Consider the following 21,576-nt stretch of genomic DNA (forward strand, 5'->3'; position numbering starts at 1 on the left):
TCCAATCGAGTAAAAAGACTAGCGTTAATGCGGGGTATAAGGTGTGGCCTCCAAATTTTCATTTAGAGGCCTATATTCTCAATAAAACTACATTTTTTCAGGAGCCGGCATGCCCAGAACGTTCAAACCGTTCTTCAGCACCAGCCCCACAGCTTCACTCAAAGCCAGACGTGCTTCACGAATAGCTTCGTCTTTTTCTGTTCCAATCGGACACTCGTGATAAAAGACGTTAAAGCTTTTTGCCAGTTCATATAAATAAGTACAAATCGCCGCCGGCTTGAAGTTTTCCGCAGCCTGCGCCACGGCACTGTTGAAGCCCGCCAAAGACTGCATCAACTGACGTTCTGAAGCGTGAGTCAAACGACTCCAATCCACTTGATTCGAGGTTCTCGTGAACTTACGACTTAAACTGGAAATACGTGCGTAAGAATATTGTACAAACGGCCCGGACTCACCATCCAGCTTCAGCCATTCATTCATATCAAAGACAATCTTCTTATTAGTATCCATGCGAAGCATACCATAGAAAATCGCACCTTTGGCCACCTGACCTGCAACCTTCTCAATATCTTCCTCTGTCCATTCGCCTTTATAGCGGCTCAAGTACGTGGTCTTCACATGGTTTTCCATGTTGTGAACCAGCGCCGTTAAAGGCACAATGTTGCCCTTACGGGAACTCATTGCTCCGTCTGGCAATTCCACATAGTTATACTGAAGATGGAAGCAATTTTTCGCCTGTTCAAAGCCCAGCATTTCCAAAACGCGGAAGACCTGTTTGAAATGCAAAGCCTGACGCATATCCACGATGTAAACGCTTTTTTCAATATGGACGTCTTCGAACTTATGCTTTGCCAGAAGCAAATCTTTAGTCGCGTAAAGTCCTGTGCCGTCGGACTTCAACAGCATACAGAAGCCCAGCTTTTCCGCTTCCAGATCCTTACCGATAGCCCCTTGGGACATTTCCAGTTTACCTTCGGCATAAAGCTCTTTCACCCATTGCACGGAAGGCGTGTCCATTTCAGATTCAAAATACCATTCGTCGAATTTGACATCGGCCCAGTCATAGACCTTTTTCATCAGGGCGATAGACCATTCGCGGGTTTCCAGCCACAGATCATAATAAGGACCGGATTTGCCTTCCAGCTGATGCAAGATCGCGGTTAATTCCTGACGATTGATTTCTTCTTGCGGAGTTCCGTTTTGATCTTCCAAAAGCAGATTGGCCTTGGAATACATGCTGCCCAACCATTCACCTTTTCCGGTTTCGGGAACCGGCTCTTGATTGTGCTTTTTCATGTACCAAAGACATTTCGCCACATGCGTTCCCATGTCCCCCGGGAAAGTCGAAGACACGATTTCACGGCCACTGTAACGAAGCATTCTGACAACCGCATCGCCCAGACACAGATTTCGCATATGACCCACGTGAAGCTCTTTGTGGGTGTTTGGCTGGGAATACTCGATCATGGTTTTAGGAGCTTTTTCAACCAACTGTTTTTTAAAGAAAGTTCCGTCCAGAATCGTGGCTAAAACCTGCTCTCCGTGAGTTTGCTCGTTGAAGCGCAAATTAACATAAGGACCCGCCGCAACGGCTGTTAATGCCCCTTTGGATTCCTGGATTCCGGAAGCTCCTGTCAACTCAGCCGCCACCGCCGCAGCCACTTGCGGGGGAGCCGCTTTTAGATTCTTCGCCAGAATAAAGCAGCCAAACGCCAGGTCTCCTAATTCGGATTTTGGAGGATTCACCAAAGACTTATAGATGTCGTCCTCAAGAGCGGAAACATCAGCATTTGGATAAGCGCGACCAATCGCAGATTTAAGTAAGTTTGTCGCAAGCAATCGAATGGAGTCGTGTTTAATCATAGACCTTTCCAGAAGAAAAAGACGCCCGCCCAGGCGAGTGAAACAAGAAGGACAACTATACTGGTATTTCTGTGGAATTTCAGGTCTTTTTTCAAGACTTGAAGCTCCGTTTGCAGGCGATCGCGCTCTAAAAACACTCCCTGCAGATCCAAAGACAGCTTTTCGATCTCTTCCTTGCGCGTCTGACGTTCCAAATTCAATTCCTGCAAGGCCTGTTGATGCAGCACCTGAGGACTTGAACCCAGGAAATAGTTTGGCGTCAGGCCCGGAATCTTTTCACGCAGAGTCAAATACCACTGCAAAGCCCGCCAAATATGTGGGGGAGCCTCATCCCCCTGCTTCACCCAACGAGTCCAACTGGAAGGATCCACCAAAAGAAGCTGCGCCATCTTACGCTGAGAAAGCCCCAAATCAGCGCGGATTTTCTCCAAATCCCCGATCTGATTCTGGATGACTTGAACCTGAGCCTCGTAATGCATGCGCAAAGAGGTCTTTGAACGGGGGCCTATTTCATCCTCTATAAAGCTCTCGTTTAAAGTGCCTTTTTGCAGGGAGTCCTCGACCAGACCCTGGAGATCCTTTTCCATTTAAACCTCTCTGGACTGTTGTAATTCACAATATTTATATTGTTTTTCACAACAAAAGACGTTGTATAATACAGATATAATTCCAGAAGTGATTTTGGAAGGTCAAGCTAAGTTGTTGAAACCACAAAAGAATCCACAAAGGCATAGCCCAACATACCCTTTTTCAAAACAGACTAAAGCTTATAGCTGTATTCTATAGTGCTATATATTTGATTTTACTGATGTTTTTATTATGAGATATTGGATTGGATCAAAGAGATGCATGGCGTCATTAAAAACCAAGACTAGACTAAACAAAATATTTCTACCTATCATCACTTTGAATGCAAGGCGTCATGAATACCCCTTGTCAAAGACCCTCTTCATTTTGAATGATGAATCATGGCTTCGGCACCTCGGTATCAACTCAACAAGAACAAATATCTTCTCGCACCCGAATCAGAACGTTTGCGAAAAATTCTCACAGATTTTCAGGATAAAGATCCACGCAATTGTTTGATGATTTGGACGGCTTTGCGAACCGGGGCCCGGGCTCAGGAAGTTCTCAATATTCAAAGGTCGGATCTGAACCCCTATGATGAAAGCATCTTTATCCGGGGTTTAAAGAATTCCAATGACCGGGAAATTCCGGTTCATTCGGCCTTCTTTGAAAGACTTCATCGCTTCGCCGAACAGCAAGGCGGAACCTCGGTTTTTCCGATCTCATACAATCGACTGTTTCAAATCTGGGAATTGTATCGCCCCGTCCCAAAGAAATTCCATTCCTTAAGGCATACTTTTGCGATTGAGCTTTATCAGAAGACGAAGGATTTAAGACTGGTCCAGGTGGCGTTGGGACATCGAAATATCGCCAACACCATGGTTTATGCGGATTACGTTTATTCTCAGCAAGAGCTACGCAAACTGATTCTTTGATTATTCGTCGATACCACGAATTTCAGTCGCCAGGCGTTCAAATTGCTTTTCTTCGGACGCGCGGTGATTGGATTTTTCCTTTTTGAACGCCAACAGATCTTTTCTGGTTGGAGCATTATAGGAAGTACCAGAGTTTTCCACCACAACGATGCGCTCACGTATTTTCTCCTGGGCGGCCACTTTATCGCGTGTCGCTTCAAGGTTGCTTTGAACAGTATGGTGAAGCTCGCTTTGCGCTTTGGTGTTTTCACTGATCAAAGCGTTAAAGTCCGAGATCTTGGCAAAACTGATTGCTGGGATCAGGGTCATAACTGCGATAAGTGCTTGCTTCTTCATACTTGCTCCTTGGCTCGATACAGTTATTCAAAGCAAGGCTGATGCCACCCGGCGCCTTCTTTAATTGCTTTAGGCCGCAAAGACCCGACAAAGTCGCTTACAACTGTCTAAGAAGTAGTTATCAATTCTTGTAATGAAACAGAATTAGCCCTATGGTGAAAAGTATATTTATAGGTGTCTCAGAATGATAAAAGCCCTTTTCCCCACCTTCGTTTACTATGCACCCCTGGCTGGAAAGACCGCCAAGGGCGTCACTAAATTGAACAAAGAACTTAAAGCCGAATCTTTGAAGATTTCAGAAATCGATGAAGAAGGTCAGCTTTGGTCGCGGAAAAACTACAAGGGCGGTTACACTTCTTACGGATCTATGAGCCAACTGCATCAGTTTTCCTCCACCTTTGAGGATCTACAAAAGATGCTTGATAAGCATGTTCGCAAATTTGCCAAACATCTGGAAATGGACATCAATGCCCGGGAACTGCAAATGACTTCCTGCTGGGTGAATATCATGCCCACAGATGTGATTCACACGATGCACATTCACCCGCTTTCTGTCATCAGCGGGACTTATTATGTGCAGACGCCGAAGAACTGCTCGGCCTTGAAATTTGAAGATCCGCGCATGGAATCCTTTATGGCTTCCCCCCCAAGAAAGCACGACGCCAAAGTTCACAATCAACGTTACTATTCGCTGGCGCCACAAGAAGGCCACGTGGTGCTGTTTGAATCCTGGACCCGTCACGAAGTTCCGCAGAATGCGGCCGACAAGGAACGCATCAGTATCAGCTTTAATTACGACTGGGTGTAGGCATGTCAGACGGCGTGGGAATTCGGATTGAAAAACTGCATAAAGACTTTTCCCAAAAGAAAGTCATCGAGAACCTGAATCTCGATATTGCCCCCGGATCTTTCGTGTCTGTCGTGGGCCCCTCAGGTTGTGGGAAATCCACTTTACTAAGACTTGTGGCAGAATTGGAAACTCCCAGTTCCGGCACTATTCAAAAAGATTCCGGGGACGCCACAAATTTCAGTTTTGTATTTCAAGACCCCAACTTACTGGCCTGGCGCACCGTTTATGAAAATGTCCGCCTGCCTTTTGAATTAAGCAAATCTTTGCAGGTTCTTTCGCCGCAAGAGCAACACAAACGTATTTCCGCAGCCCTTACAAAAGTTCATTTGCAAGACTCACAAAATCTTTTTCCCCATCAGCTTTCCGGTGGCATGAAGATGCGGGTGTCTTTGGCCCGGGCCTTGGTCAATTCCCCACAGCTGCTTTTAATGGATGAACCTTTTGCCGCTTTGGATGAAAGCACCCGCTTTGAAATGCAGCGCGAATTGCACACCCTTTGGCAAAAAGAGCGCATGACGGTGATCTTTGTGACTCATTCTTTGTTTGAATCCGCCTTTTTATCTGAAAGAATCATCATGCTAAAAGGGGCCGGAGCCCAGATCGTGTTGGATCAAAAACTGACTTTGCCACAAGTGCGGGAAGAAAGCCTGCGCACCACAGAGGCTTTCAATAAAATCGTCGCCGGCCTTTCCGAAAGGCTGCGCGCATGAAACGTTTTCTTCCGGCCTTTATCAGTTTTATCATCCTTACCTTAGGTCTTGAATTGATCGTGCGTGGCGGGTGGGTGAGTGAGACTCTTCTGCCCTCCCCTTCCATGGTTTTACAAAGCCTCAGCGAAATGCGTGCGGATTTTCTGCTGGCTTTCAAAGAGACTCTTTTCAACGTGCTTGCCGGATTGTTTTTAAGTATTGGAATCGGAACTTTGGTGGCATTTTTGTTTTCGCTTTCCGAAATTCTTAAACGAGCGATTTTACCTTTTGCGATTTTCTTTCAAACAGTGCCGATCATCGCCATTGCGCCGTTGCTGGTGATTTATTTCGGCTTTGGCGCACCGACAGTGATTGCCTCCAGCTTTATTGTTTCCATCTTCCCGATCATTGCCAACACGCTGATGGGTTTGGAAAGCGCCAGTGAAGCTCAACGGGATTTGTTCCGGATTTATCAGGCACCTTCACTAAAAGTGCTGTGGAAGCTCAAGCTGCCGCATGCTTACAGTTATATTTACTCAGGCCTTAAGATCTCCGCCGGTTTGTCCATTATCGGAGCCATCGCTGGGGAGTTCGTCGCAGGCGGCGGCTTGGGAGCCCTGATTGATTCCGCCCGCACTCAGCAGCGTGTGGATATTGTTTTTGGGGCGCTCTTATTGCTTTCGCTTATGGGGTTGCTATTTATCGGCGCCATGGCTTTAATCAATCGTATGATTTTAAGAAAACGCCCCTTGGCGACTCTTTCTCAGGAATAGGAGATGCTGATGAAGTTTCTATTTGCTCTTATGGCCCTTGTGCTACCGCTTTCACTTCAAGCTGCCGATACGCCCGTGGAAATCGCTCTGAACTGGAAAGCTGAACCTGAGTTCGGGGGCTTCTATGCGGCCTCTTTGCAAGGCCTTTACAAAGGCCAGGGTCTGGATGTGAAAATTCTGGAAGGGGGCTCTGGCACCCCAACGGTGCAGATGCTGGCCAACGGGAAAGTGGATTTTGCTATTGTCAGCGCCGATGAACTGATTATTTCGCAGGATCGTAATAAGCTCAATAAAGTCAAAGCCCTGTTTGCGGTCTATCAGGTTTCGCCGTACATCGTGATGACTCACGCTGAAAGAAACTTTAAAACTCTGAAGGATGTCTTTATCAGCGAAGGCTTTTTATCCATGCAATCCGGTCTTCCCTATTACCAATATCTGGTGCAAAAATTCGGCAAACCCAAAGTTCGCGTGGTTCCCTACATGGGAGGCGTCGCCAACTTCGTGAACGACAAAACATTTTCCCAACAGGGCTTCGTCACCACCGAACCTTTAACGGCAGAAAAAGCCGGGGCCAAAGTAAAATCCTTCCTGATTGCAGATGAAGGCTTTAATCCTTATTTGGTTGTTCTTGCCACGACCGAGCAGGTTCTAAAAAACAAGCCCGAACTGGTGAAAAAAGTGGTCGAAGCCACACGCGCAGGCTGGCAGGCTTATCAAAAAGATCCCAAAGCCACCAACGAACACATGGCAAACCTGAATAAGTCCTTTGATCTGGACACTTTCAACAAAGCCGCTGAAATTCAAAAGCCCTTGATCGAGCCCGCAGGCGTGAGTTTGGGAAGCATGAGTGATGAGCGCTGGAACACGTTGGTCGGGCAGCTAAAAAAATTAAAGCTGATCAAGACAACTCCGAAAGCCGCAGACCTTTACATAAAGTAACCACAAAGATCCTGCTGTCACCTTCGGGCCATTTTACAAAGGCCCGAAGAAACCGTCCTTTCCAATACGGGCAATGAACGAATCCGCCCCCATATGCCAATCAAGGTGTCCGGCAACATACACCTCGCCATTACTTCCCTGAGTCAATGAATAGATTGCCGAATCGGTATAGAGTTCATTTTTAACAATGGGTAAAACGGCTGTTCCTGAAACACCATAAGTGGTGTCGATACTGCCGTCAGTGTTCAGCCTTACCAGCGCAGGTTCCATTTCATCAGTGGCCACATTCAAGGCCTTGCCACCAATAAGAATCTTGCCATCATCCTGAAGAAGCAGATTCTCTGCCTGCACAGCTCCAGCTGTTGCCAATAAAGTCTTAAGACCATCTCCATCAAAGCTGGAATCCAAAGTCCCTGCTGGTGTCAGGCGCAGGATGATCGTGTCATTAGGATAACTCAGTCTTCTTCCCAGCACCAAAGGCCTGCCTTGAGAATCAACCCTTAAACCCCTAAAAAGCTCCTCAGAGCCTGTGGGATCTGAAGTGAAAAATCCTGCAGAGGCAAAGCTTGTATTGAAGCTGCCATCCGCTTTTAAGCAGGCGACAAAGAGATCTCTCGCCCCTCCCTGACTGAGTTCGCCGGCAATTAAGTAGTCTCCTGAAGAGGTTATTTCAACCGCATAAGCGACATCATTACCCACCCCAAAGTCATACATCCATTTTCCGTCAGAATCAAAAGTGGCATCAAAGGTCCCATCAGGAAGGATTCGCACGGCAATCACTCGGTCATCCACATCATATCCTGAGCCGACAGCTAAAATTTTCTTATCCGGCAATTCAGTCAGGGCACGCAGAATATGGTCCCCTAATCCCAAATCCACGGTCAGCGAACCATCTCCGGCAAACGAAGTGTCCAGCGCCCCTTTAGGAGTCAGCATATAAATCTCATCTTCAAGCAGAATGGCGATCCGGTCATCTGAAAGGACTTTAAATGCTGCGGGAAACTTATGTACCGGAATGATCGCGGTTCCCTCAGTTCCAAACGAGCTGTCGTAACTGCCGGTTGCAGATATCTTGCTTACGTAGGTCTTCACGTTTCCTTCGGCATCAATCAGATCACCCAGCACCACTAAAGACCCGTCAGAGGTTTTTTGCACCGCCAAGGCCTCATCACTGTTGTTACCCAGAATTTCAATATAGCTTCCGGAGCTAAAGACACCGCTATCCACCGATCCATCGCTGTTAAGCTGCCACAGAAAAGACTTATTCAAATCAGCATAGACGCCGCCAGCGATCAGAATTTTTCCACCGTCTCTCAGGACAATTCCAAAAGCCTGTGTCCCCGCAGGTCCTGCAATATCGTAGGACTTTACACCCGTTCCATTGAACGACAGATCCAGGTTGCCATCCGTCAGCATCCGTACCACTGACATCTCGCCGAAAGAATCTCCATCGGGAATATTCGTGGCGATATAGATTCTGCCATCGCTATCCAGCACCATGTCCTCAGGGCGGGCTGGCGCCCCCAGATTCAATTTGGTTTTTCCATCACCGGAAAAAGATGGATCGACGCTGCCATCAGCATTCAGTCGTATAAGAATGATCTCGCTATCTTCATATCCAGCAAGAATGATTTTTCCATCATTCTGCAGCTGCAGAATGCCGGCAAAAAGGTCCACACCAGCCTCGGAAATCTCCAGAACTCCATCGCCATCAAAACCAGTGTCAGGAGCCCCCGCAGAATTCACCTTATGAATTTTCAATGAAGTATCCGCCTGAATTTTATATCGGAACAGATAAAGATTGTCCGAATCATCCACGGCGAAAGAAGTAATCTCATTTCCGTCACCCAGCTCCAGCTTCCCCGCATTGGCAAAGTTTGTTTGAGGACTGCCATCCGGGTTTACACAAGCCACCACCGCTCCTAAATCCGCCAGACCTGCGGCGCAGATGGTTTTATCGCCAAGAATCTTCATATCGAAAAATTCTTCGGTACCGCCATTGTCGAAAATATAAAATCCTTTATCGGCAAAAGATTCATCCACACTGCCGTCGGTATTCAGGCGAACGACCAGACCATCCCGGGTGTAAGAACGGGTAAAGGCCGATCCTGCCAATAGCACCCTGCCATCGTCCTGCAAGGCTATTTGAGAAAAGAACGCACTGTAATAGCCGACACTGGCCTGTCCGTTCTTTCCGAATGTACTATCCGGGATTCCATTGGGTCTGAATTTGGACACGCAGAAACTGTATGCATTGCTGGCATCCACACATTCACCAGCGGCAAAAATAGATCCGTCCGCAGCGATTTGAACACTCTGATAGCGGCTGTCTGTTGCTTCCCCCATCTTCGCAGTAAGAAACCCCCGCGCGGCAAACAGATCGCGAGGAACCCCTTCCGAGGGTAAAGACCCGGGATTATCTAAAGCACCTTCCAGCGAGGCCGAGATGTTTCCACATGAGACAGTAAAAAAGAGAGCCTGAAGTAAGAAAACGAACAAGATCTTCATGACTGTCTTTTCGGATTATCACGAGACTCTTTTTATATCCTTAAGATTACAGTTCTCTTATATTTCGTGATTGTTTCAATCCTTGGCATGTTTCGCGCGAATCAGGATTTCTCTGGCAATGCGCTTACCGACAGAGCGTGGTTATATTGTCTGACCCATCTCAAAAAGACAATATTGGCCAGCAAAACAGCTCCCAAAGAAATATAAACCAAATATTTAAAATCTGCTGTATTGGGTAGCAGGCTGCCCATTCCAAATAAAATCAACGTCGCAAAAGTGGTCGTCAATGAACTTAAAGAATTCAACTCCCCTCGCTGACCTTCGGGAATCAGTCGCTGGCGCAGTTCAAACTCTCCGTTGGAAAATCCATAAAGCCCCACGCGCGAAAGCAGGATACACCCCAAAAAAACATATACCGACAATAGCGATGAGCCCCAGGCAAATGCGCAAATTCCCACGGTTAAAGTCATTCCTTGAAACCCCAGGTGCAGCTTCGAGCTTGCAATCAGTCCCCGGCGCGCCACCAGATAAGGGAATGTCACCGTCGAAATAAGTCCAAAGACCGCTCCCAAACCACGGAAAACACCTATTTCGGCTTCCGGCAAAGACACACGATCCTTAAGATATCCTGCCAGCAAAACGCCGTGAGGACTTAAAACAGAAAGCCACAGCAAGGCATAACTGAAAATAAGCCAAAAAAGGGGGTTGGATACGGACTCTTGTACATTCAGGCCAAGCAACTCTTTCCATTTTTTTGCCGTGCCGTTTTTTTTGATTTGCAAACCGGATTTCTTTATCACGTTTTGCAGCAACACATATTCGGGAACAAACGAAATGAGATTCCAGACAGCAATCAGCAGCAATCCCGCCAAATGAATATGCGAAGATGAAAAAGCAAAAAGAGCGCCCGCTGCAATCGGGGCTCCAACCTCAGTTCCCAGATCAATCCGGCGCAGCCAGCTATTGAACTGTGTCAGCCTGTGCGAAGAAACCAAAGTCGGAACCAGATCATTTCCCACCGAAATATCCGTAATCAAAGACCCCAGTGAAGCCATCACCCCAAAAACAGCCAACAAGGAAAATAAAGATATTACGGCACCGACAGAAGGGCTGCCATTCCCAGCGTGCACGAAACGATCCAGGGTATAAAAGCAAATCATCCCCCCAAATACGGCAAAGAACTGCACACAAATACCAAATCGAACCACGCGGCGACGTTGAGTGGAGTCAATCCATTGCCCCGCCGATGGCGTTAGAAAAAATGTTCCCAGTTTAATAATCAGATAATAGAATGCCGCAATCTGTAGCTTCCCCGGAAAGACATGCAGCAAGGCAAAGGGCACCACAAAGTCCCATGCCTGATCACCCGACCGGGTCAAAAACCTTCCAAGTAGCAACTGTGTCTCAATTCCAAATGTTTTTTGCAGCTTCATTGACATCCTATCCCCCGGGAGGGGATACTAGGAATATGTCACACAAAAAGCAACATGCAAGTCATGAAGATGTCTCGAAGCGCTTAAAAAGAGCCCGAGGCCACCTTGAAACTGTCATTAAAATGATTGCGGATGAACGTGAATGTGTCGATGTGGCCCGCCAGCTTCATGCCGTGGTCAAGGCGATTTCCGCCGCCAAAAGTGTCTATATTCACGACCATATCGAACACTGTCTGGATGGAAACCATAAAGATCTGGATCTGGACGAAATCAAGGAAATCACCAAGTACATTTAGATGCCAGCCCCTCCGTGAAGAGAGGCTGACATTGACTTCAACTTACATGGCTCTTGCTGCGCCCAAATCGCGCGGAGCTTGCCTGCTCTGACGAGTCCACTGACGTTCCACTTTACCGACGAAGCTGCGAATGACTTCCGCAACCTCTTCAGGCTGTTCAATCACCAGCGCATATCCCGCATGGTGAATGGTTTTGTATTCAGCCCCGGTGATTCCATCGGCCAGACGACGATAGGCTTCCAAATTGGAAGGGGCATCTTCATCCCCAGCCAGAATCAGGGTGGCACAACGAACCTTCGACAAATCCGTGGACAGATCTTTTCTATGGAAGATCTGTGTGGCGGCATCAATTTCTTCGGGCTTCATGTGACTGACGTGACTGATCCATTTTTCCCGACGACTGACTTGCACCGGATCTTTGGTGGCTTTGAATGTTGAGCCAAACCACATTTCAGAAAAATCCTTAACATTGGCTTTCATGCCTTCTTTCTTCGCTTTCGCGACAAAGCCGTCCATCTGCTGGATGGTTTCCTCACTGTCGGCATCGGCAGTGGCTCCCATCAAGGTGCAGCTTTTCAAAAGATCAGAACGATGGATGGCAAGTTGCAGACCTACAAAAGCTCCCAGACAGTTCCCTACAAAGTGACAGGGTCCAATATTGAGCTGTTCTATAAAGGCCGCGACATCTTTGGCGTTGTTTTCCAGATTGTTCATGGAAGGACCAGCGCTGCGACCCAAGCCCCGGTGATCATAGCAAATGACTCGGTAGTCATCCTCCAGAATGCGGGTCAGGGGTTCAAAAACCGTGGTGTCTGTATATAACAGAGGACTCAGCACGATGCAGGGGGCGTCTTTAGAGCCATGATCTTCATAGTAATACTCATGACTGTTGACTCTTAAGGTTGCCATAAGACCCCCTTTCGGCTTCCAGCCTGAGATTACTCCCTCTTCCTGTTGCAACAAGGCCCTCTGGACCAAAACAGTCCTTGACCAAGCGCCCCAAATTAACTAAAACCTCCTGTTCCCTGCCCTTGCTTTCCCGTGGCAGAACCGAGGAGTTTCTATGAAAATCAAATTAACTGAGGTGCCTGAAGAGGGCCGATCCTACGTCTGGACAACCAAAACAGGCGAAGCCAATGCGGTTCTGGCGGATATCGTGGGCAAGAATCCTTATGAAGCTGAGTTTTTTATTAAACCGCTGAACTCCAAGGATTACGAGCTGACAGGTCGTATTGTGACAAAATCCCCGGAAGTCTGCTCTCGCTGCGGTATTGATATTGATTATCCAGTGAATGAAAAATTCCACGAGATCCTGATCCCTAAACAAGGTCAGCCTCGCAATGGCAAGTATTCCAAGGTCAATCACGTCAGCGACCTGCCTGAAGGCGGCCCTGAGGTGTCTGAGTACGAAAATATGGTATTTGATATGGGCGAGTTCCTGCATGAAGTGGTTGCTCTTGCTGCGCCTTTTAATCCAGCATGTCCGGAAACGGTCGATGGAAAGCCCTCAGATTGCAGAATTCCTGAGGAAGGTCAGCTCTTTAGCTACAACGAGGAAATGCCCGTTGAAAAGCCGCAGAGCCCCTTTGCCGCCCTTAAGAACTTAAAACTTAATTAAATTGTTGATTTTTATCATTCTTTGGTTAAATTAACGTGCTTCAATCAGAACTGATTCAATAACGAGGTTTGAAATGCCAACTCCTAAGAAAAAAACATCCCGCTCTAAGCGTGACATGCGCCGCTCTCATGATGGTCTTACTTCTCCAGCAGTAGCTGTAGAAAAAAAGACTGGTGAGCTGGTTCGTCCTCACCGCGCATCCAAAGGTGCTGATGGCGCTTTGTACTACAAAGGCAAACAAATCAGCGCAGCGAAGTAATTCGCGCGATAACAGAATAGGTTGACTCCATGGCAGGAATGTATCGATCTCGAGTTTCAGGGATAGGCTCCTATCTACCAGAAAAGATTCTTTCAAATAAGGATCTGGAAAAGATGGTAGAAACCAACGATCAGTGGATCGTTGAAAGAACCGGGATCGAACGCCGCCATATCGCCTCTGAAGATCAGGCCACTTCTGATCTTTGTGTCATTGCCGCCAAGCGCGCTCTTGAAGATGCAAATCTTAAAGTCGAAGACATTGATATGATTTTGGTGGGCACCGTCACTGGTGACCATCAGATGCCTTCGACCGCGTGCTTTGTTCAGGCCAAACTCGGTGCTAAAAACATCATGGCTGTGGATTTAAACGCAGCTTGTTCCGGGTTCCTTTACGGCGTCAGCATTGCCGATCAATTCATCCGCACAGGCATGTACAAAAACATTCTGGTTATCGGTGCGGAAGTCCTTTCCCGTTACATGAACTACAAAGACCGCGAAACCTGCATTCTTTTCGGAGACGGCGCAGGAGCGTGGGTGGTTTCTCGTGCCGCGGAAGGTGATAAGAACGTGATCGAAAGCACGCACCTGCATGCGGACGGCAACCTGGCGGATCTTTTGATCCTTCCTGCGGGCGGAAGCAAAATCCCGCAATCTCATGAAGCCATCGACAAGGGTCTTAACTTTATGACCATGAAGGGCCGCGAAATCTTTAAAAGCGCGGTTCGTACAATGGCCCAGTGCTGCCAGGAAGCTCTGGAGCACAACAAGGTGACTCCGGACCAGGTGGACTGGATCATCCCTCACCAAGCCAACAAGCGCATTATTGAAGCTGTGGCTGATCAATTCAAATTCCCAATGGAACGCGTGATTGTTTATCTTCAGGAAACTGGAAACACATCTGCCGCATCCATCCCGCTTGCATTTGACTGGGCCGTTAAAAACGACAAAGTCAAAAGAGGCCAGACGATTCTGCTGACCGCTTTCGGTGCAGGTCTTACTTCCGGCAGTATTCTTTTGAGGTACTAAGACATGTTTACATTTGTATTCCCAGGACAAGGCAGCCAGCAACCTGGCATGGGCCGTTTTTTGTTTGAAAACTTCAAGATCGCTCAGGAAACCTTCGAAGAAGGCTCTGAAGCGTTGAAGCTGGATATGAAAAAGCTGTGCTTTGAGGGCTCCGAAGTGGATCTGGCACTGACTGAAAATACTCAACCAGCTTTGCTTTTGGTTTCCACGGCCACCCAAAGAGTTCTGACCAAAGAATTCGGCATCAAAGCTGTGGCGGCCGCAGGACACTCTATCGGTGAATACGCGGCTTTGGTGGCTGCGGGCGTGACTCGTTTTGACGAATCCATGCGTGCAGTAAAGACCCGTGGTCAGGCAATGCAATCCGCAGTTCCCGTCGGCAAAGGCGGCATGGTCGCGGTTCTGGGTCTTGAGCCTGAACAGGTTGAAACTCTTTGCAACTATGTTGTGAAAAATTCGGGCGCAGGTCCGTTGTCTGCGGCGAACTTCAACTCCCCTGGGCAAATTGTTATTTCCGGTTCACAAAACGCGATCAACTGGTTGAAAGACAATTTCAAACCGGAAGTGATTTTTGCGGAAGCTCCAAAAAGAGCAAAGTTGATTCCCCTGTCTGTGTCGGCTCCTTTCCACTGTGAAATGATGAAGCCTGCCGAAGACAAGATGCGTGAAGTTCTGACCGCGATGGAATTTAAAACAGCCTCCTTCCCGATCATTCAAAACTTCCACGCCAAAGCGGAGGTGGAAGGCCCTGTGCTTCGTGAAAATCTGATTCGTCAGGTTTCTGCTCCGGTGCGCTGGACTCAAAGCATGGAAGTCCTTAAGGGCATGGGACGCGCTCAAGTTATCGAGTGTGGCGCCGGCAAAGTCTTGCAGGGACTGCTTAAGAAGATCGATGCAGATTTCTTCAAAGTCATGACCACAACTTCAATGGAAGATGTGAAAATTATTGAAGATTCCCTGAAAGCTACGAGTCATTAAATTTTCTTGAGATTTGCTCAGAGTTCGGCCAAAGTGTGCTGAAAACAACACAGGTTACTGCTTAAAAGGATTTTGCACATGAGCGGAAAATCGCTTCAAGGAAAGAAAATTGTTGTGACTGGCGGCAGCCGTGGAATCGGCGCTGCTATTGTAAAACTTCTGGCGGAAGAAGGCGCACAAGTGGCTTTCACTTACTCGTCTCGTGAAGAATCTGCACAACAAGTGGCTCACACGCTTCCGGGTGAAGGTCACTTCTACATCAAAATGGATATCGCCAACGAAGAATCCGTAAATTCGGCGGTTGAACATATTTTGGAAAAATGGACCGATGTCGATGGCGTTGTGAACAATGCCGGCATCACAAAAGATCAGCTTTTGCTGCGTATGAAGTCGGAAGATTTCGACTCTGTTATCAACACGAACCTTCGCGGAACGTTCCTGGTAACAAAGGCTTTCACCAAACCTATGATGAAAGCGCGCAAAGGTTCCATCGTTAACATCACCTCCATCATCGGCGAAACCGGTAATGCCGGACAGGCCAACTATGCCGCTTCCAAAGCAGGAACCATCGCTTTTGCGAAGTCCGTGGCCTTGGAGCTGGCTTCTCGCAACGTGCGCGTGAACAACGTGGCACCCGGCTTCATCGGCACAGAAATGACGGAAGTTCTTTCTGAAGACGTGAAAGCAAAAATGATGGAAAAGATTCCGCTGGCAAAAATCGGCGAAGGCACTGACGTGGCTCAGGCTGTGCGCTTCTTGCTCAGTGATGAATCCAAATACATCACCGGTCACACTTTGGATGTGAACGGTGGCATGCATATGAACTAATATTTGCGAGCTAACTCGCGAATAAAATCATCTCGCCTACAAGCGACATGATAGAGCTAATGCACTAGACTAGACTTGCAATATAAGTAATATTGAACGCACTATTAGGAGGCACAAATGGCTATTCATCCAAAGGTTAAAGATATCATCGTAGAACAACTTGGCGTAGATCCAGATAAAGTTAAAGCGGAAGCTTCTTTCATCGACGATCTTGGCGCTGACAGCTTGGATATCGTTGAACTTGTGATGGCAATGGAAGAAGAATTCGATCTTGAAATCCCTGACGAAGACGCTGAAAAGCTGAAGACAGTTCAAGACGTAGCTTCTTACCTTGAGAAAAAAGGAAAAGCTTAATTTATTATGAACTCCCGATTTGAACGTCCATCCAAACCACAAAGAAGAGTTGTCGTCACCGGAGTGGGCGCAGTCACTCCCCTTGGTAACACCCTGGAGGAGAGCTGGGCAGCCGCGACACGTGGGCAATCTGGTATCGCTAAGATCACCAAATTCGATACGACAGGCTTTGATGTGACTTTTGCCGGCGAAGTAAAAGGTTTCAATGCAGACCAATACATCGAGAAAAAAGAGCAAAAGAAAATGGACGAGTTCATTCAGTACTCGATCGCAGCTTCCAAAATGGCCGTAGAAATGGCCAAGCTGGAACTGACCGAGGAAGTGAAGAATCAAGCGGGAGTCATCATTGGTGTCGGCATCGGTGGTCTTGCGAACATCGAAGAAACCGCCATCAAAATGAAGGAAAGAGGTCCGGGCCGTATCAGTCCGTTCTTCATCCCTTCTGTGATCACAAACCTGGCCGCAGGTCAGGTGACGATCGCTATGGGCCTGAAAGGTCCGAACTACTCTGTGACTTCTGCCTGCGCTTCAGGCGTTCACTCTGTCGGAGATGCTGTTCGCTATATTCGCGACGGCGTGACGGACGTGATGCTGGCTGGTGGTGCGGAAAGCACAATCTGTGGTCTGGCTATCGGAGGCTTTGCTTCCATGAGAGCCCTTTCCACACGCAATGATGCTCCTGAAAAAGCCAGCCGTCCCTGGGATAAAGACCGTGACGGATTTGTCTTGGCTGAAGGTGCTGCGGTGCTTTGCCTGGAATCCCTGGAGCACGCACTTAAACGTGGTGCGAACATCTTGTGTGAGGTGACGGGTTACGGTGTTTCTTCAGACGCTTACCACATGACGGCTCCGGCTCCGGAAGGTGCTGGTGGCTATGCAGCGATGTCCATGGCACTCAAAGACTCTGGCTTAAAAGCTGAAGAAATTGATTACATCAACGCTCACGGCACAAGCACGCCAGTGGGTGATGGCCTTGAAACAGCGGCGATCAAACGCTTGCTGGGAGATCATGCGAAAAAGGTCTGGGTTTCCAGCACCAAGTCCATGATGGGTCATGCTTTGGGTGCAGCCGGTGCCATCGAATCTGCCTTCTGTGTGATGGCAATTCGTGATCAAATGGTGCCGCCAACGATCAACTTGGAAGTCAGGTTCAGCTGGCGAACGTCTTTGGATTTGCGATCGTTGTAAGCTGTAATAGCCGCGGCGATCGGAGTGGAGATATCAGAAGCACCACCGTCTTTAGCCATTTTCAACATGTCTTCGCCACGGCTTTGGAATGGAGTCAATACAGACACACCAGTGGACAAGCTAACGCGGTTGTTTGGATTTACACGGTAAGAAACACCGATTTCACCAGAGATGTTTGATCTTCCGTCAAGAGCCGCTTCACCAGAATAGTTCGGGCGAACTGCACCGAATGGCTCTTCAAGGTTACCACCGTTGAAAGTCAGGTCAGCACTCATGGACCATTTTGATTTGGAACCGGATTCAGCGCGCATTTTCGCGTTGGTGATCTCTTGATCCAAGTCTTTTACTTGTTCATCTTTAGCCTGAACATCAGACACTTTTACTGTGCTTGTGTTTGAGCTTTGCTCTTCTGCTTGAGCAACAGAAGTCATGGAAGCTGCCAAAATCAGTGACATCAAAATTTGTGTTTTCACTGTTTTCCCTTTCAATAATGGTTAATTATGTTTCTTAATTTATTTCCGTCTTGCGACTTAAAAATCTTCTTCAAACTAATTCGGCCCCCGGAACATCCCTGGTGCCGAAAAAGAGCCTAAATGGTCCCAAATTGGAGCCACGTAGCCTATAAAGCAAGTAAGGTGCCACGACTTTGGTTGGGCGGCAATAGCAATTCTTGACGGATATCTAAAAAAACTGTCTATCAACATGCATTTAATTCGATTTGAGCACTGAAAGGCCTTTTTATGGTGGTGTCAGCATGTTTCATTAAACTTTCAACTTGTCGTTACGACATGGCGCGATGAAATTTATTCAGGGACACTTTGTCCCTGCAAACCTACAAGTTGCCGAAGGCCTCTCGCATTTCAATACTTATATAAGGAGGTTTTTATGGCTGAACCTGCCGAACTGGATCGCGAAAGAGCTTTCCTTCATGAAGTGGGGGTTTCTTTAAATGGGGCTCTCTTTATAATTGATCGCCTGATTGAGGAAATTAAAGAAGAGGAAGGCCGACTGGAAACAGATTCAGAAATTGAACGGCTGTTTAACAACCTGGCAAGTGCACTGGTCAAAATCGACTATCAGATCAAGGCCCGTCACACCTTGCTGTCGGAACTTTTAAACGAACAGATCCAAAAAGAAAAAAGGAAGAGATCCCTGGGAAACTCTTCCTCACCTGTTTCATGATTTAATTCAAACAACGATATTACTGAATGATGCCTGAGCCGCTGTTGGCTCCGTACTGGTTCAGGTAACCCACCATGCCGCGCGTATCCTGAACGTCCGAACCCATGAATGGCAGTTCTTGCCCTGCTGGCAACCACTGATAGAGATCCGTCTGCGCCTGATTGTTCTTTTCAAAGAAGATACGCACACCTTCCTGAATCACCAGACGACCATTGCTGTACACTTTCATTGAGGCATAATAAGGATTGCACGAAGAATCTCCGCACATGGCTTCGTAACTGATGTTGTAACCGTTCACGGTCACGCTGCCATTGACAACCTCTGTTCCAGAGTGATGACTGGTCACCGGGAACTCTGTATTGTTAATCAGAATTGTTGCCATCACCACACGCGGGCCGGGCTGACCTTCCGGCGTCCAGTAGCGTTTGACACCAACAATATCAGCTTCCACCCCCTGAGCCGCAGCCTGTTCTGCGGCCTGCTGGGTCTTAACCCCGTCAACCACTGTTGCACCCATGCGGTTTTTCGCGTAGCGAGCTGCAAAGTTGGAATCTTTCTTCGCGCAGGCACTTAGCGCCAGTGATCCCATCAACAGAAAGGCAAAAAATAGATTTTTCTTTTGCATAGTCAGCTCCTTGCTGACCTTTAAAAGTGCAAGGAACTGACCACCCGATAACAGATTGCAAGAGATTGTTTCTGCTAAGGAATCTCATCCTGAAACACGTCTCACTTCAAAACACATTCCCCGGCAGTAACATTTTTAGCCGGACTCTGAACACATGCTAGACAAATAAAAAAGGCACCCCCCAAGAGGATGCCCCTGACAAACGCCTTGAATTTTCAGGCTTATTTTTTTGCCACAAGTTTCAAAGTCAGTTCAAATTCGTCGTTGATGATCTTATCACCAGCAAGTTCTTTGAAGAAGTTGCCTGAACCGTACTTCAAGCCCCATTTTGTACGGTCAATTTTCACTACCGCTTCGCCTGTCGCAACACCTTTATCCACAGTCACTTTTGCCGGGAACTCGATTGGGTGAGTCACGCCGATCATTGTGAATTCACCTTTCACAACAACCTCACCTTTTGCTTTGGCCGGAGCCACAGAAGTGATTTTGAAAGTGGATGTAGGGAATTTACTTGCGTTGAAGAAATCCTCTGTGGACAAGTGACCTACAAGCTTCTTGTTGTAGCCGGCATCTTTAACGTCAGCATTCGTGATCGTTGTCATATCCACAACCACGTTACCAGAAGTCAGCTGACCTTTATCAATTGTCACATCGCCTTCTTTAACAGAGATGCCACCATTGTGCGCATCGCCCATTTTCTTTGTACCCTTCCAAGCCACAGAGCTTGCTTTGGTATCAATTTTATAAACATCAGCCGCTTGTACTTGGACAGCCGCCACCATGATAAGTGCAGCAAAAACAGTTTTAAACATTGCAATATTCTCCTTCGCAATTCCCTTTGTTTAACATCACTGTCAACCATCAAGACTCTCCCGCAAAATGTAACAGAGATCAATACAGAAAAGAAAGATTAACACCTAAATCCGGAGCGCCGGACCAAGGACAAAGACAGTTGAAAATAAAATGAAAAAATAATGAATCCTGAAATAAGAAGGGAGTCGCTCGGACTCCCTTTTACGAGGCAGGTTTCCCTTCAATGGGATCAGTGACTGAAAAATATCACTGTGACCTCGTTCACGCTTAGTATCTCTCGTCTGTATTTTTCTGCAAGTCCAGAAAAAGTCTGTTATCTGGCCGTCAATCGTTTTAGTCTGTAAAACAGAAAAAGGAATTTTCTCATGTCATCTTTGGGACTGGTTCTTTCGGGCGGTGGGGCACGTGGTGCTTTTCAGGTCGGTGTTTTAAACGCCATTGCAGACATCTGCAAACAGGAAGGTATTGCCAATCCTTTTCAACTTTATACCGGCATCAGCGCTGGCGCGATCAATACCGCATTTTTAACAACCTCCAGCCACGATCATTTCGACGAAGGCACTCGTCGCCTGACCGAACTGTGGAGTCAGATTTCCTCTGAACAGGTGTTTATTACCGATCCCATTTCCTTATCCAAGGGGGGCCTGCACTGGCTTTTGGCTCTGTCACTGGGAGGTCTTAAAGACTCTTCTCCGAACCGTTCCTTTTTGGAAACAACCCCTTTACGCAAACTGATCGCGGAAAACTGTAACTTTGAAAACATTCAAAAGAACATCGAGAAAAAGAAATTCCGGGCCGTCACCGTTTCGGCTCTGGATTATTTCACAACCTCCACGGTCAGCTTTGTTCAGGGTGAGGAAAAAACTCCGCTCTGGAAACGGGTGCGCAAGATGGCCGTGAACACTCAACTGACTGCCGATCACATCATGGCTTCGGCGGCCATTCCCCTTTTATTTCCCCCGGTGACGGTTGACGGGCAATTCTTTGGCGATGGTTGCATTCGCAATCACTCCCCTTGTGCTCCGGCAATTTATTTGGGCGCAAATAAACTGCTGGCCATTGGGATTCGTAAACGACAGGACGTGTGTTATGCCTCACAAAAGGTCAACACCACGGAACCTCCGTCCGTGGCGCGTGTTCTCAGTGTCATGCTCAATGCCGTCATGATGGATGGTTTGGAGGTTGATATTGAACGTTTGGAGCGCATTAACAGCAATCTTTCCAAGCTAACCGAACGGGAACTGGGGTTGATTTCTGTGCGCAAAGTGGACTATCTGTGGATTTCGCCGTCCCGCGATCTTTCGGAAATTGCCTCGGATAAAACCCATTCGCTGCCGCCGATGATTCGTTATCTTCTGCGTGGCTTGGGAACGCTTCATGAGGCCAGCGAAATCACAAGCTTTCTGCTGTTTGAAAAAACTTATTCTGAACGCCTGCTGGAAATTGGCTACGAAGATGGTATGCGGGAAAAAGAGCAGATTCGCCGCCTGCTTCTGGAACCGTAAAATTCTGAACCG

General features: G+C 47.5%; 24 protein-coding genes. 15 read left to right on the plus strand and 9 right to left on the minus strand.

Going from position 1 to position 21,576, the window contains the following annotated elements:
• Positions 1–87: 87 nt before the first annotated feature.
• Positions 88–1,863: an arginine--tRNA ligase gene (gene argS, locus EZJ49_RS10565; protein WP_262552074.1), complete on the minus strand. Its 1,776-nt coding sequence runs from the start codon at positions 1,861–1,863 to the stop codon at positions 88–90.
• Positions 1,860–2,450, minus strand: a complete 591-nt coding sequence (locus EZJ49_RS10570) for a hypothetical protein (protein WP_262552075.1) — start codon at positions 2,448–2,450, stop codon at positions 1,860–1,862. Before EZJ49_RS10570 ends, argS begins: the two co-directional genes overlap by 4 nt.
• A gap of 381 nt (positions 2,451–2,831) precedes the next feature.
• Here EZJ49_RS10570 and EZJ49_RS10575 point away from each other — a divergent pair, with 381 nt between their 5' ends.
• Positions 2,832–3,365, plus strand: a complete 534-nt coding sequence (locus EZJ49_RS10575) for a tyrosine-type recombinase/integrase (protein WP_262552077.1) — start codon at positions 2,832–2,834, stop codon at positions 3,363–3,365.
• Here EZJ49_RS10575 and EZJ49_RS10580 read toward each other — a convergent pair whose 3' ends face one another.
• Entirely contained in the window at positions 3,366–3,701 is a 336-nt protein-coding gene (locus EZJ49_RS10580; protein ID WP_262552078.1) for a hypothetical protein, read from the minus strand.
• Positions 3,702–3,885: 184 nt separating this feature from the next.
• On the opposite strand from EZJ49_RS10580, the gene EZJ49_RS10585 reads away from it, so the two are divergent.
• Genes EZJ49_RS10585 through EZJ49_RS10600 form a run of 4 tightly spaced genes read left to right on the plus strand, consistent with a single transcriptional unit; the run spans position 3,886 to position 6,952 of the window.
• Positions 3,886–4,509, plus strand: coding sequence for a 2OG-Fe(II) oxygenase family protein (locus EZJ49_RS10585; RefSeq protein WP_262552079.1), 624 nt, complete (start codon positions 3,886–3,888; stop codon positions 4,507–4,509).
• A 2-nt stretch (positions 4,510–4,511) separates the two neighbouring features.
• Complete coding sequence (locus EZJ49_RS10590; protein WP_262552080.1) at positions 4,512–5,261, plus strand: ABC transporter ATP-binding protein; 750 nt, start codon at positions 4,512–4,514, stop codon at positions 5,259–5,261.
• Entirely contained in the window at positions 5,258–6,013 is a 756-nt protein-coding gene (locus EZJ49_RS10595) for an ABC transporter permease (protein ID WP_262552081.1), read from the plus strand. The genes EZJ49_RS10590 and EZJ49_RS10595 overlap by 4 nt, the downstream gene beginning before the upstream one ends.
• A 9-nt stretch (positions 6,014–6,022) precedes the next feature.
• A complete protein-coding gene (locus EZJ49_RS10600) occupies positions 6,023–6,952 on the plus strand; it encodes an ABC transporter substrate-binding protein (RefSeq protein WP_262552082.1) in 930 nt (309 codons plus the stop codon).
• Between the two features lie 33 nt (positions 6,953–6,985).
• On the opposite strand, the gene EZJ49_RS10605 is transcribed toward EZJ49_RS10600, so the two are convergent.
• Together EZJ49_RS10605 and EZJ49_RS10610 are read right to left on the minus strand one after the other, a co-directional pair.
• Positions 6,986–9,298, minus strand: coding sequence for a hypothetical protein (locus tag EZJ49_RS10605; protein WP_262552084.1), 2,313 nt, complete (start codon positions 9,296–9,298; stop codon positions 6,986–6,988).
• 263 nt (positions 9,299–9,561) lie between these two features.
• Entirely contained in the window at positions 9,562–10,899 is a 1,338-nt protein-coding gene (locus tag EZJ49_RS10610) for an ABC transporter substrate-binding protein (RefSeq protein ID WP_262552085.1), read from the minus strand.
• A 29-nt stretch (positions 10,900–10,928) separates the two neighbouring features.
• On the opposite strand from EZJ49_RS10610, the gene EZJ49_RS10615 reads away from it, so the two are divergent.
• Positions 10,929–11,189 carry a metal-sensing transcriptional repressor gene (locus EZJ49_RS10615; protein WP_262552086.1) on the plus strand — a complete coding sequence of 87 codons (261 nt, stop codon included), beginning with the start codon at positions 10,929–10,931 and terminating at the stop codon, positions 11,187–11,189.
• Between the two features lie 42 nt (positions 11,190–11,231).
• On the opposite strand, the gene EZJ49_RS10620 is transcribed toward EZJ49_RS10615, so the two are convergent.
• Positions 11,232–12,098 carry an alpha/beta fold hydrolase gene (locus EZJ49_RS10620; protein ID WP_262552087.1) on the minus strand — a complete coding sequence of 289 codons (867 nt, stop codon included), beginning with the start codon at positions 12,096–12,098 and terminating at the stop codon, positions 11,232–11,234.
• Between the two features lie 154 nt (positions 12,099–12,252).
• Here EZJ49_RS10620 and EZJ49_RS10625 point away from each other — a divergent pair, with 154 nt between their 5' ends.
• The 7 genes from EZJ49_RS10625 to fabF all read left to right on the plus strand — a co-directional run bounded on the left by EZJ49_RS10625 (position 12,253) and on the right by fabF (position 17,439).
• On the plus strand, positions 12,253–12,807 hold the full coding sequence (locus EZJ49_RS10625) for a YceD family protein (protein ID WP_262552088.1): 555 nt from the start codon (positions 12,253–12,255) through the stop codon (positions 12,805–12,807).
• 73 nt (positions 12,808–12,880) lie between these two features.
• A complete protein-coding gene (gene rpmF, locus EZJ49_RS10630) occupies positions 12,881–13,066 on the plus strand; it encodes a 50S ribosomal protein L32 (RefSeq protein WP_262552089.1) in 186 nt (61 codons plus the stop codon).
• A gap of 38 nt (positions 13,067–13,104) precedes the next feature.
• Positions 13,105–14,091, plus strand: coding sequence for a beta-ketoacyl-ACP synthase III (locus EZJ49_RS10635; protein ID WP_262552090.1), 987 nt, complete (start codon positions 13,105–13,107; stop codon positions 14,089–14,091).
• A 3-nt stretch (positions 14,092–14,094) separates the two neighbouring features.
• Positions 14,095–15,069, plus strand: a complete 975-nt coding sequence (gene fabD, locus EZJ49_RS10640) for an ACP S-malonyltransferase (RefSeq protein WP_262552091.1) — start codon at positions 14,095–14,097, stop codon at positions 15,067–15,069.
• 78 nt (positions 15,070–15,147) lie between these two features.
• Complete coding sequence (fabG, locus tag EZJ49_RS10645; protein ID WP_262552092.1) at positions 15,148–15,897, plus strand: 3-oxoacyl-[acyl-carrier-protein] reductase; 750 nt, start codon at positions 15,148–15,150, stop codon at positions 15,895–15,897.
• Positions 15,898–16,014: 117 nt separating this feature from the next.
• Positions 16,015–16,251: an acyl carrier protein gene (gene acpP / locus EZJ49_RS10650; RefSeq protein ID WP_011164461.1), complete on the plus strand. Its 237-nt coding sequence runs from the start codon at positions 16,015–16,017 to the stop codon at positions 16,249–16,251.
• A gap of 6 nt (positions 16,252–16,257) precedes the next feature.
• Entirely contained in the window at positions 16,258–17,439 is a 1,182-nt protein-coding gene (gene fabF, locus EZJ49_RS10655; protein WP_262552093.1) for a beta-ketoacyl-ACP synthase II, read from the plus strand.
• On the opposite strand, the gene EZJ49_RS10660 is transcribed toward fabF, so the two are convergent.
• Positions 17,364–17,912: a hypothetical protein gene (locus tag EZJ49_RS10660; RefSeq protein ID WP_262552094.1), complete on the minus strand. Its 549-nt coding sequence runs from the start codon at positions 17,910–17,912 to the stop codon at positions 17,364–17,366. The two genes, fabF and EZJ49_RS10660, sit on opposite strands and share 76 nt — an antisense overlap.
• A 412-nt stretch (positions 17,913–18,324) precedes the next feature.
• Here EZJ49_RS10660 and EZJ49_RS10665 point away from each other — a divergent pair, with 412 nt between their 5' ends.
• The gene (locus EZJ49_RS10665) at positions 18,325–18,621 is read left to right on the plus strand and encodes a hypothetical protein (protein ID WP_262552095.1); all 297 of its coding nucleotides are present in this window, start codon (positions 18,325–18,327) and stop codon (positions 18,619–18,621) included.
• A gap of 19 nt (positions 18,622–18,640) precedes the next feature.
• Here the strand turns inward: EZJ49_RS10665 and EZJ49_RS10670 are convergent, their stop codons facing one another.
• Together EZJ49_RS10670 and EZJ49_RS10675 are read right to left on the minus strand one after the other, a co-directional pair.
• Positions 18,641–19,246, minus strand: coding sequence for a hypothetical protein (locus EZJ49_RS10670; protein ID WP_262552096.1), 606 nt, complete (start codon positions 19,244–19,246; stop codon positions 18,641–18,643).
• Positions 19,247–19,467: 221 nt separating this feature from the next.
• A complete protein-coding gene (locus tag EZJ49_RS10675; protein ID WP_262552097.1) occupies positions 19,468–20,058 on the minus strand; it encodes a YceI family protein in 591 nt (196 codons plus the stop codon).
• A 366-nt stretch (positions 20,059–20,424) separates the two neighbouring features.
• Between EZJ49_RS10675 and EZJ49_RS10680 the strand changes: the two genes are divergently transcribed.
• Positions 20,425–21,564, plus strand: a complete 1,140-nt coding sequence (locus EZJ49_RS10680) for a patatin-like phospholipase family protein (protein WP_262552098.1) — start codon at positions 20,425–20,427, stop codon at positions 21,562–21,564.
• Positions 21,565–21,576 lie beyond the last annotated feature (12 nt).

The organism is Bdellovibrio bacteriovorus, from assembly GCF_025558485.1.
GTDB lineage: Bacteria > Bdellovibrionota > Bdellovibrionia > Bdellovibrionales > Bdellovibrionaceae > Bdellovibrio > Bdellovibrio bacteriovorus_G.

Bases quoted from the DNA above. Each gene is read 5' to 3' on its own strand.
- EZJ49_RS10675 (WP_262552097.1), bottom strand. From the start codon at position 20,058: ATGTTTAAAACTGTTTTTGCTGCACTTATCATGGTGGCGGCTGTCCAA.
- EZJ49_RS10620 (WP_262552087.1), bottom strand. From the start codon at position 12,098: ATGGCAACCTTAAGAGTCAACAGTCATGAGTATTACTATGAAGATCAT.
- EZJ49_RS10585 (WP_262552079.1), top strand. From the start codon at position 3,886: ATGATAAAAGCCCTTTTCCCCACCTTCGTTTACTATGCACCCCTGGCT.
- EZJ49_RS10670 (WP_262552096.1), bottom strand. From the start codon at position 19,246: ATGCAAAAGAAAAATCTATTTTTTGCCTTTCTGTTGATGGGATCACTG.
- argS (WP_262552074.1), bottom strand. From the start codon at position 1,863: ATGATTAAACACGACTCCATTCGATTGCTTGCGACAAACTTACTTAAA.
- EZJ49_RS10570 (WP_262552075.1), bottom strand. From the start codon at position 2,450: ATGGAAAAGGATCTCCAGGGTCTGGTCGAGGACTCCCTGCAAAAAGGC.
- EZJ49_RS10595 (WP_262552081.1), top strand. From the start codon at position 5,258: ATGAAACGTTTTCTTCCGGCCTTTATCAGTTTTATCATCCTTACCTTA.
- EZJ49_RS10590 (WP_262552080.1), top strand. From the start codon at position 4,512: ATGTCAGACGGCGTGGGAATTCGGATTGAAAAACTGCATAAAGACTTT.
- rpmF (WP_262552089.1), top strand. From the start codon at position 12,881: ATGCCAACTCCTAAGAAAAAAACATCCCGCTCTAAGCGTGACATGCGC.
- EZJ49_RS10625 (WP_262552088.1), top strand. From the start codon at position 12,253: ATGAAAATCAAATTAACTGAGGTGCCTGAAGAGGGCCGATCCTACGTC.
- fabF (WP_262552093.1), top strand. From the start codon at position 16,258: ATGAACTCCCGATTTGAACGTCCATCCAAACCACAAAGAAGAGTTGTC.
- acpP (WP_011164461.1), top strand. From the start codon at position 16,015: ATGGCTATTCATCCAAAGGTTAAAGATATCATCGTAGAACAACTTGGC.
- EZJ49_RS10580 (WP_262552078.1), bottom strand. From the start codon at position 3,701: ATGAAGAAGCAAGCACTTATCGCAGTTATGACCCTGATCCCAGCAATC.
- EZJ49_RS10665 (WP_262552095.1), top strand. From the start codon at position 18,325: ATGGCTGAACCTGCCGAACTGGATCGCGAAAGAGCTTTCCTTCATGAA.
- fabD (WP_262552091.1), top strand. From the start codon at position 14,095: ATGTTTACATTTGTATTCCCAGGACAAGGCAGCCAGCAACCTGGCATG.
- EZJ49_RS10635 (WP_262552090.1), top strand. From the start codon at position 13,105: ATGTATCGATCTCGAGTTTCAGGGATAGGCTCCTATCTACCAGAAAAG.
- EZJ49_RS10605 (WP_262552084.1), bottom strand. From the start codon at position 9,298: ATGGGGGAAGCAACAGACAGCCGCTATCAGAGTGTTCAAATCGCTGCG.
- EZJ49_RS10610 (WP_262552085.1), bottom strand. From the start codon at position 10,899: ATGTCAATGAAGCTGCAAAAAACATTTGGAATTGAGACACAGTTGCTA.
- EZJ49_RS10680 (WP_262552098.1), top strand. From the start codon at position 20,425: ATGTCATCTTTGGGACTGGTTCTTTCGGGCGGTGGGGCACGTGGTGCT.
- EZJ49_RS10600 (WP_262552082.1), top strand. From the start codon at position 6,023: ATGAAGTTTCTATTTGCTCTTATGGCCCTTGTGCTACCGCTTTCACTT.
- EZJ49_RS10615 (WP_262552086.1), top strand. From the start codon at position 10,929: ATGTCACACAAAAAGCAACATGCAAGTCATGAAGATGTCTCGAAGCGC.
- EZJ49_RS10575 (WP_262552077.1), top strand. From the start codon at position 2,832: ATGGCTTCGGCACCTCGGTATCAACTCAACAAGAACAAATATCTTCTC.
- fabG (WP_262552092.1), top strand. From the start codon at position 15,148: ATGAGCGGAAAATCGCTTCAAGGAAAGAAAATTGTTGTGACTGGCGGC.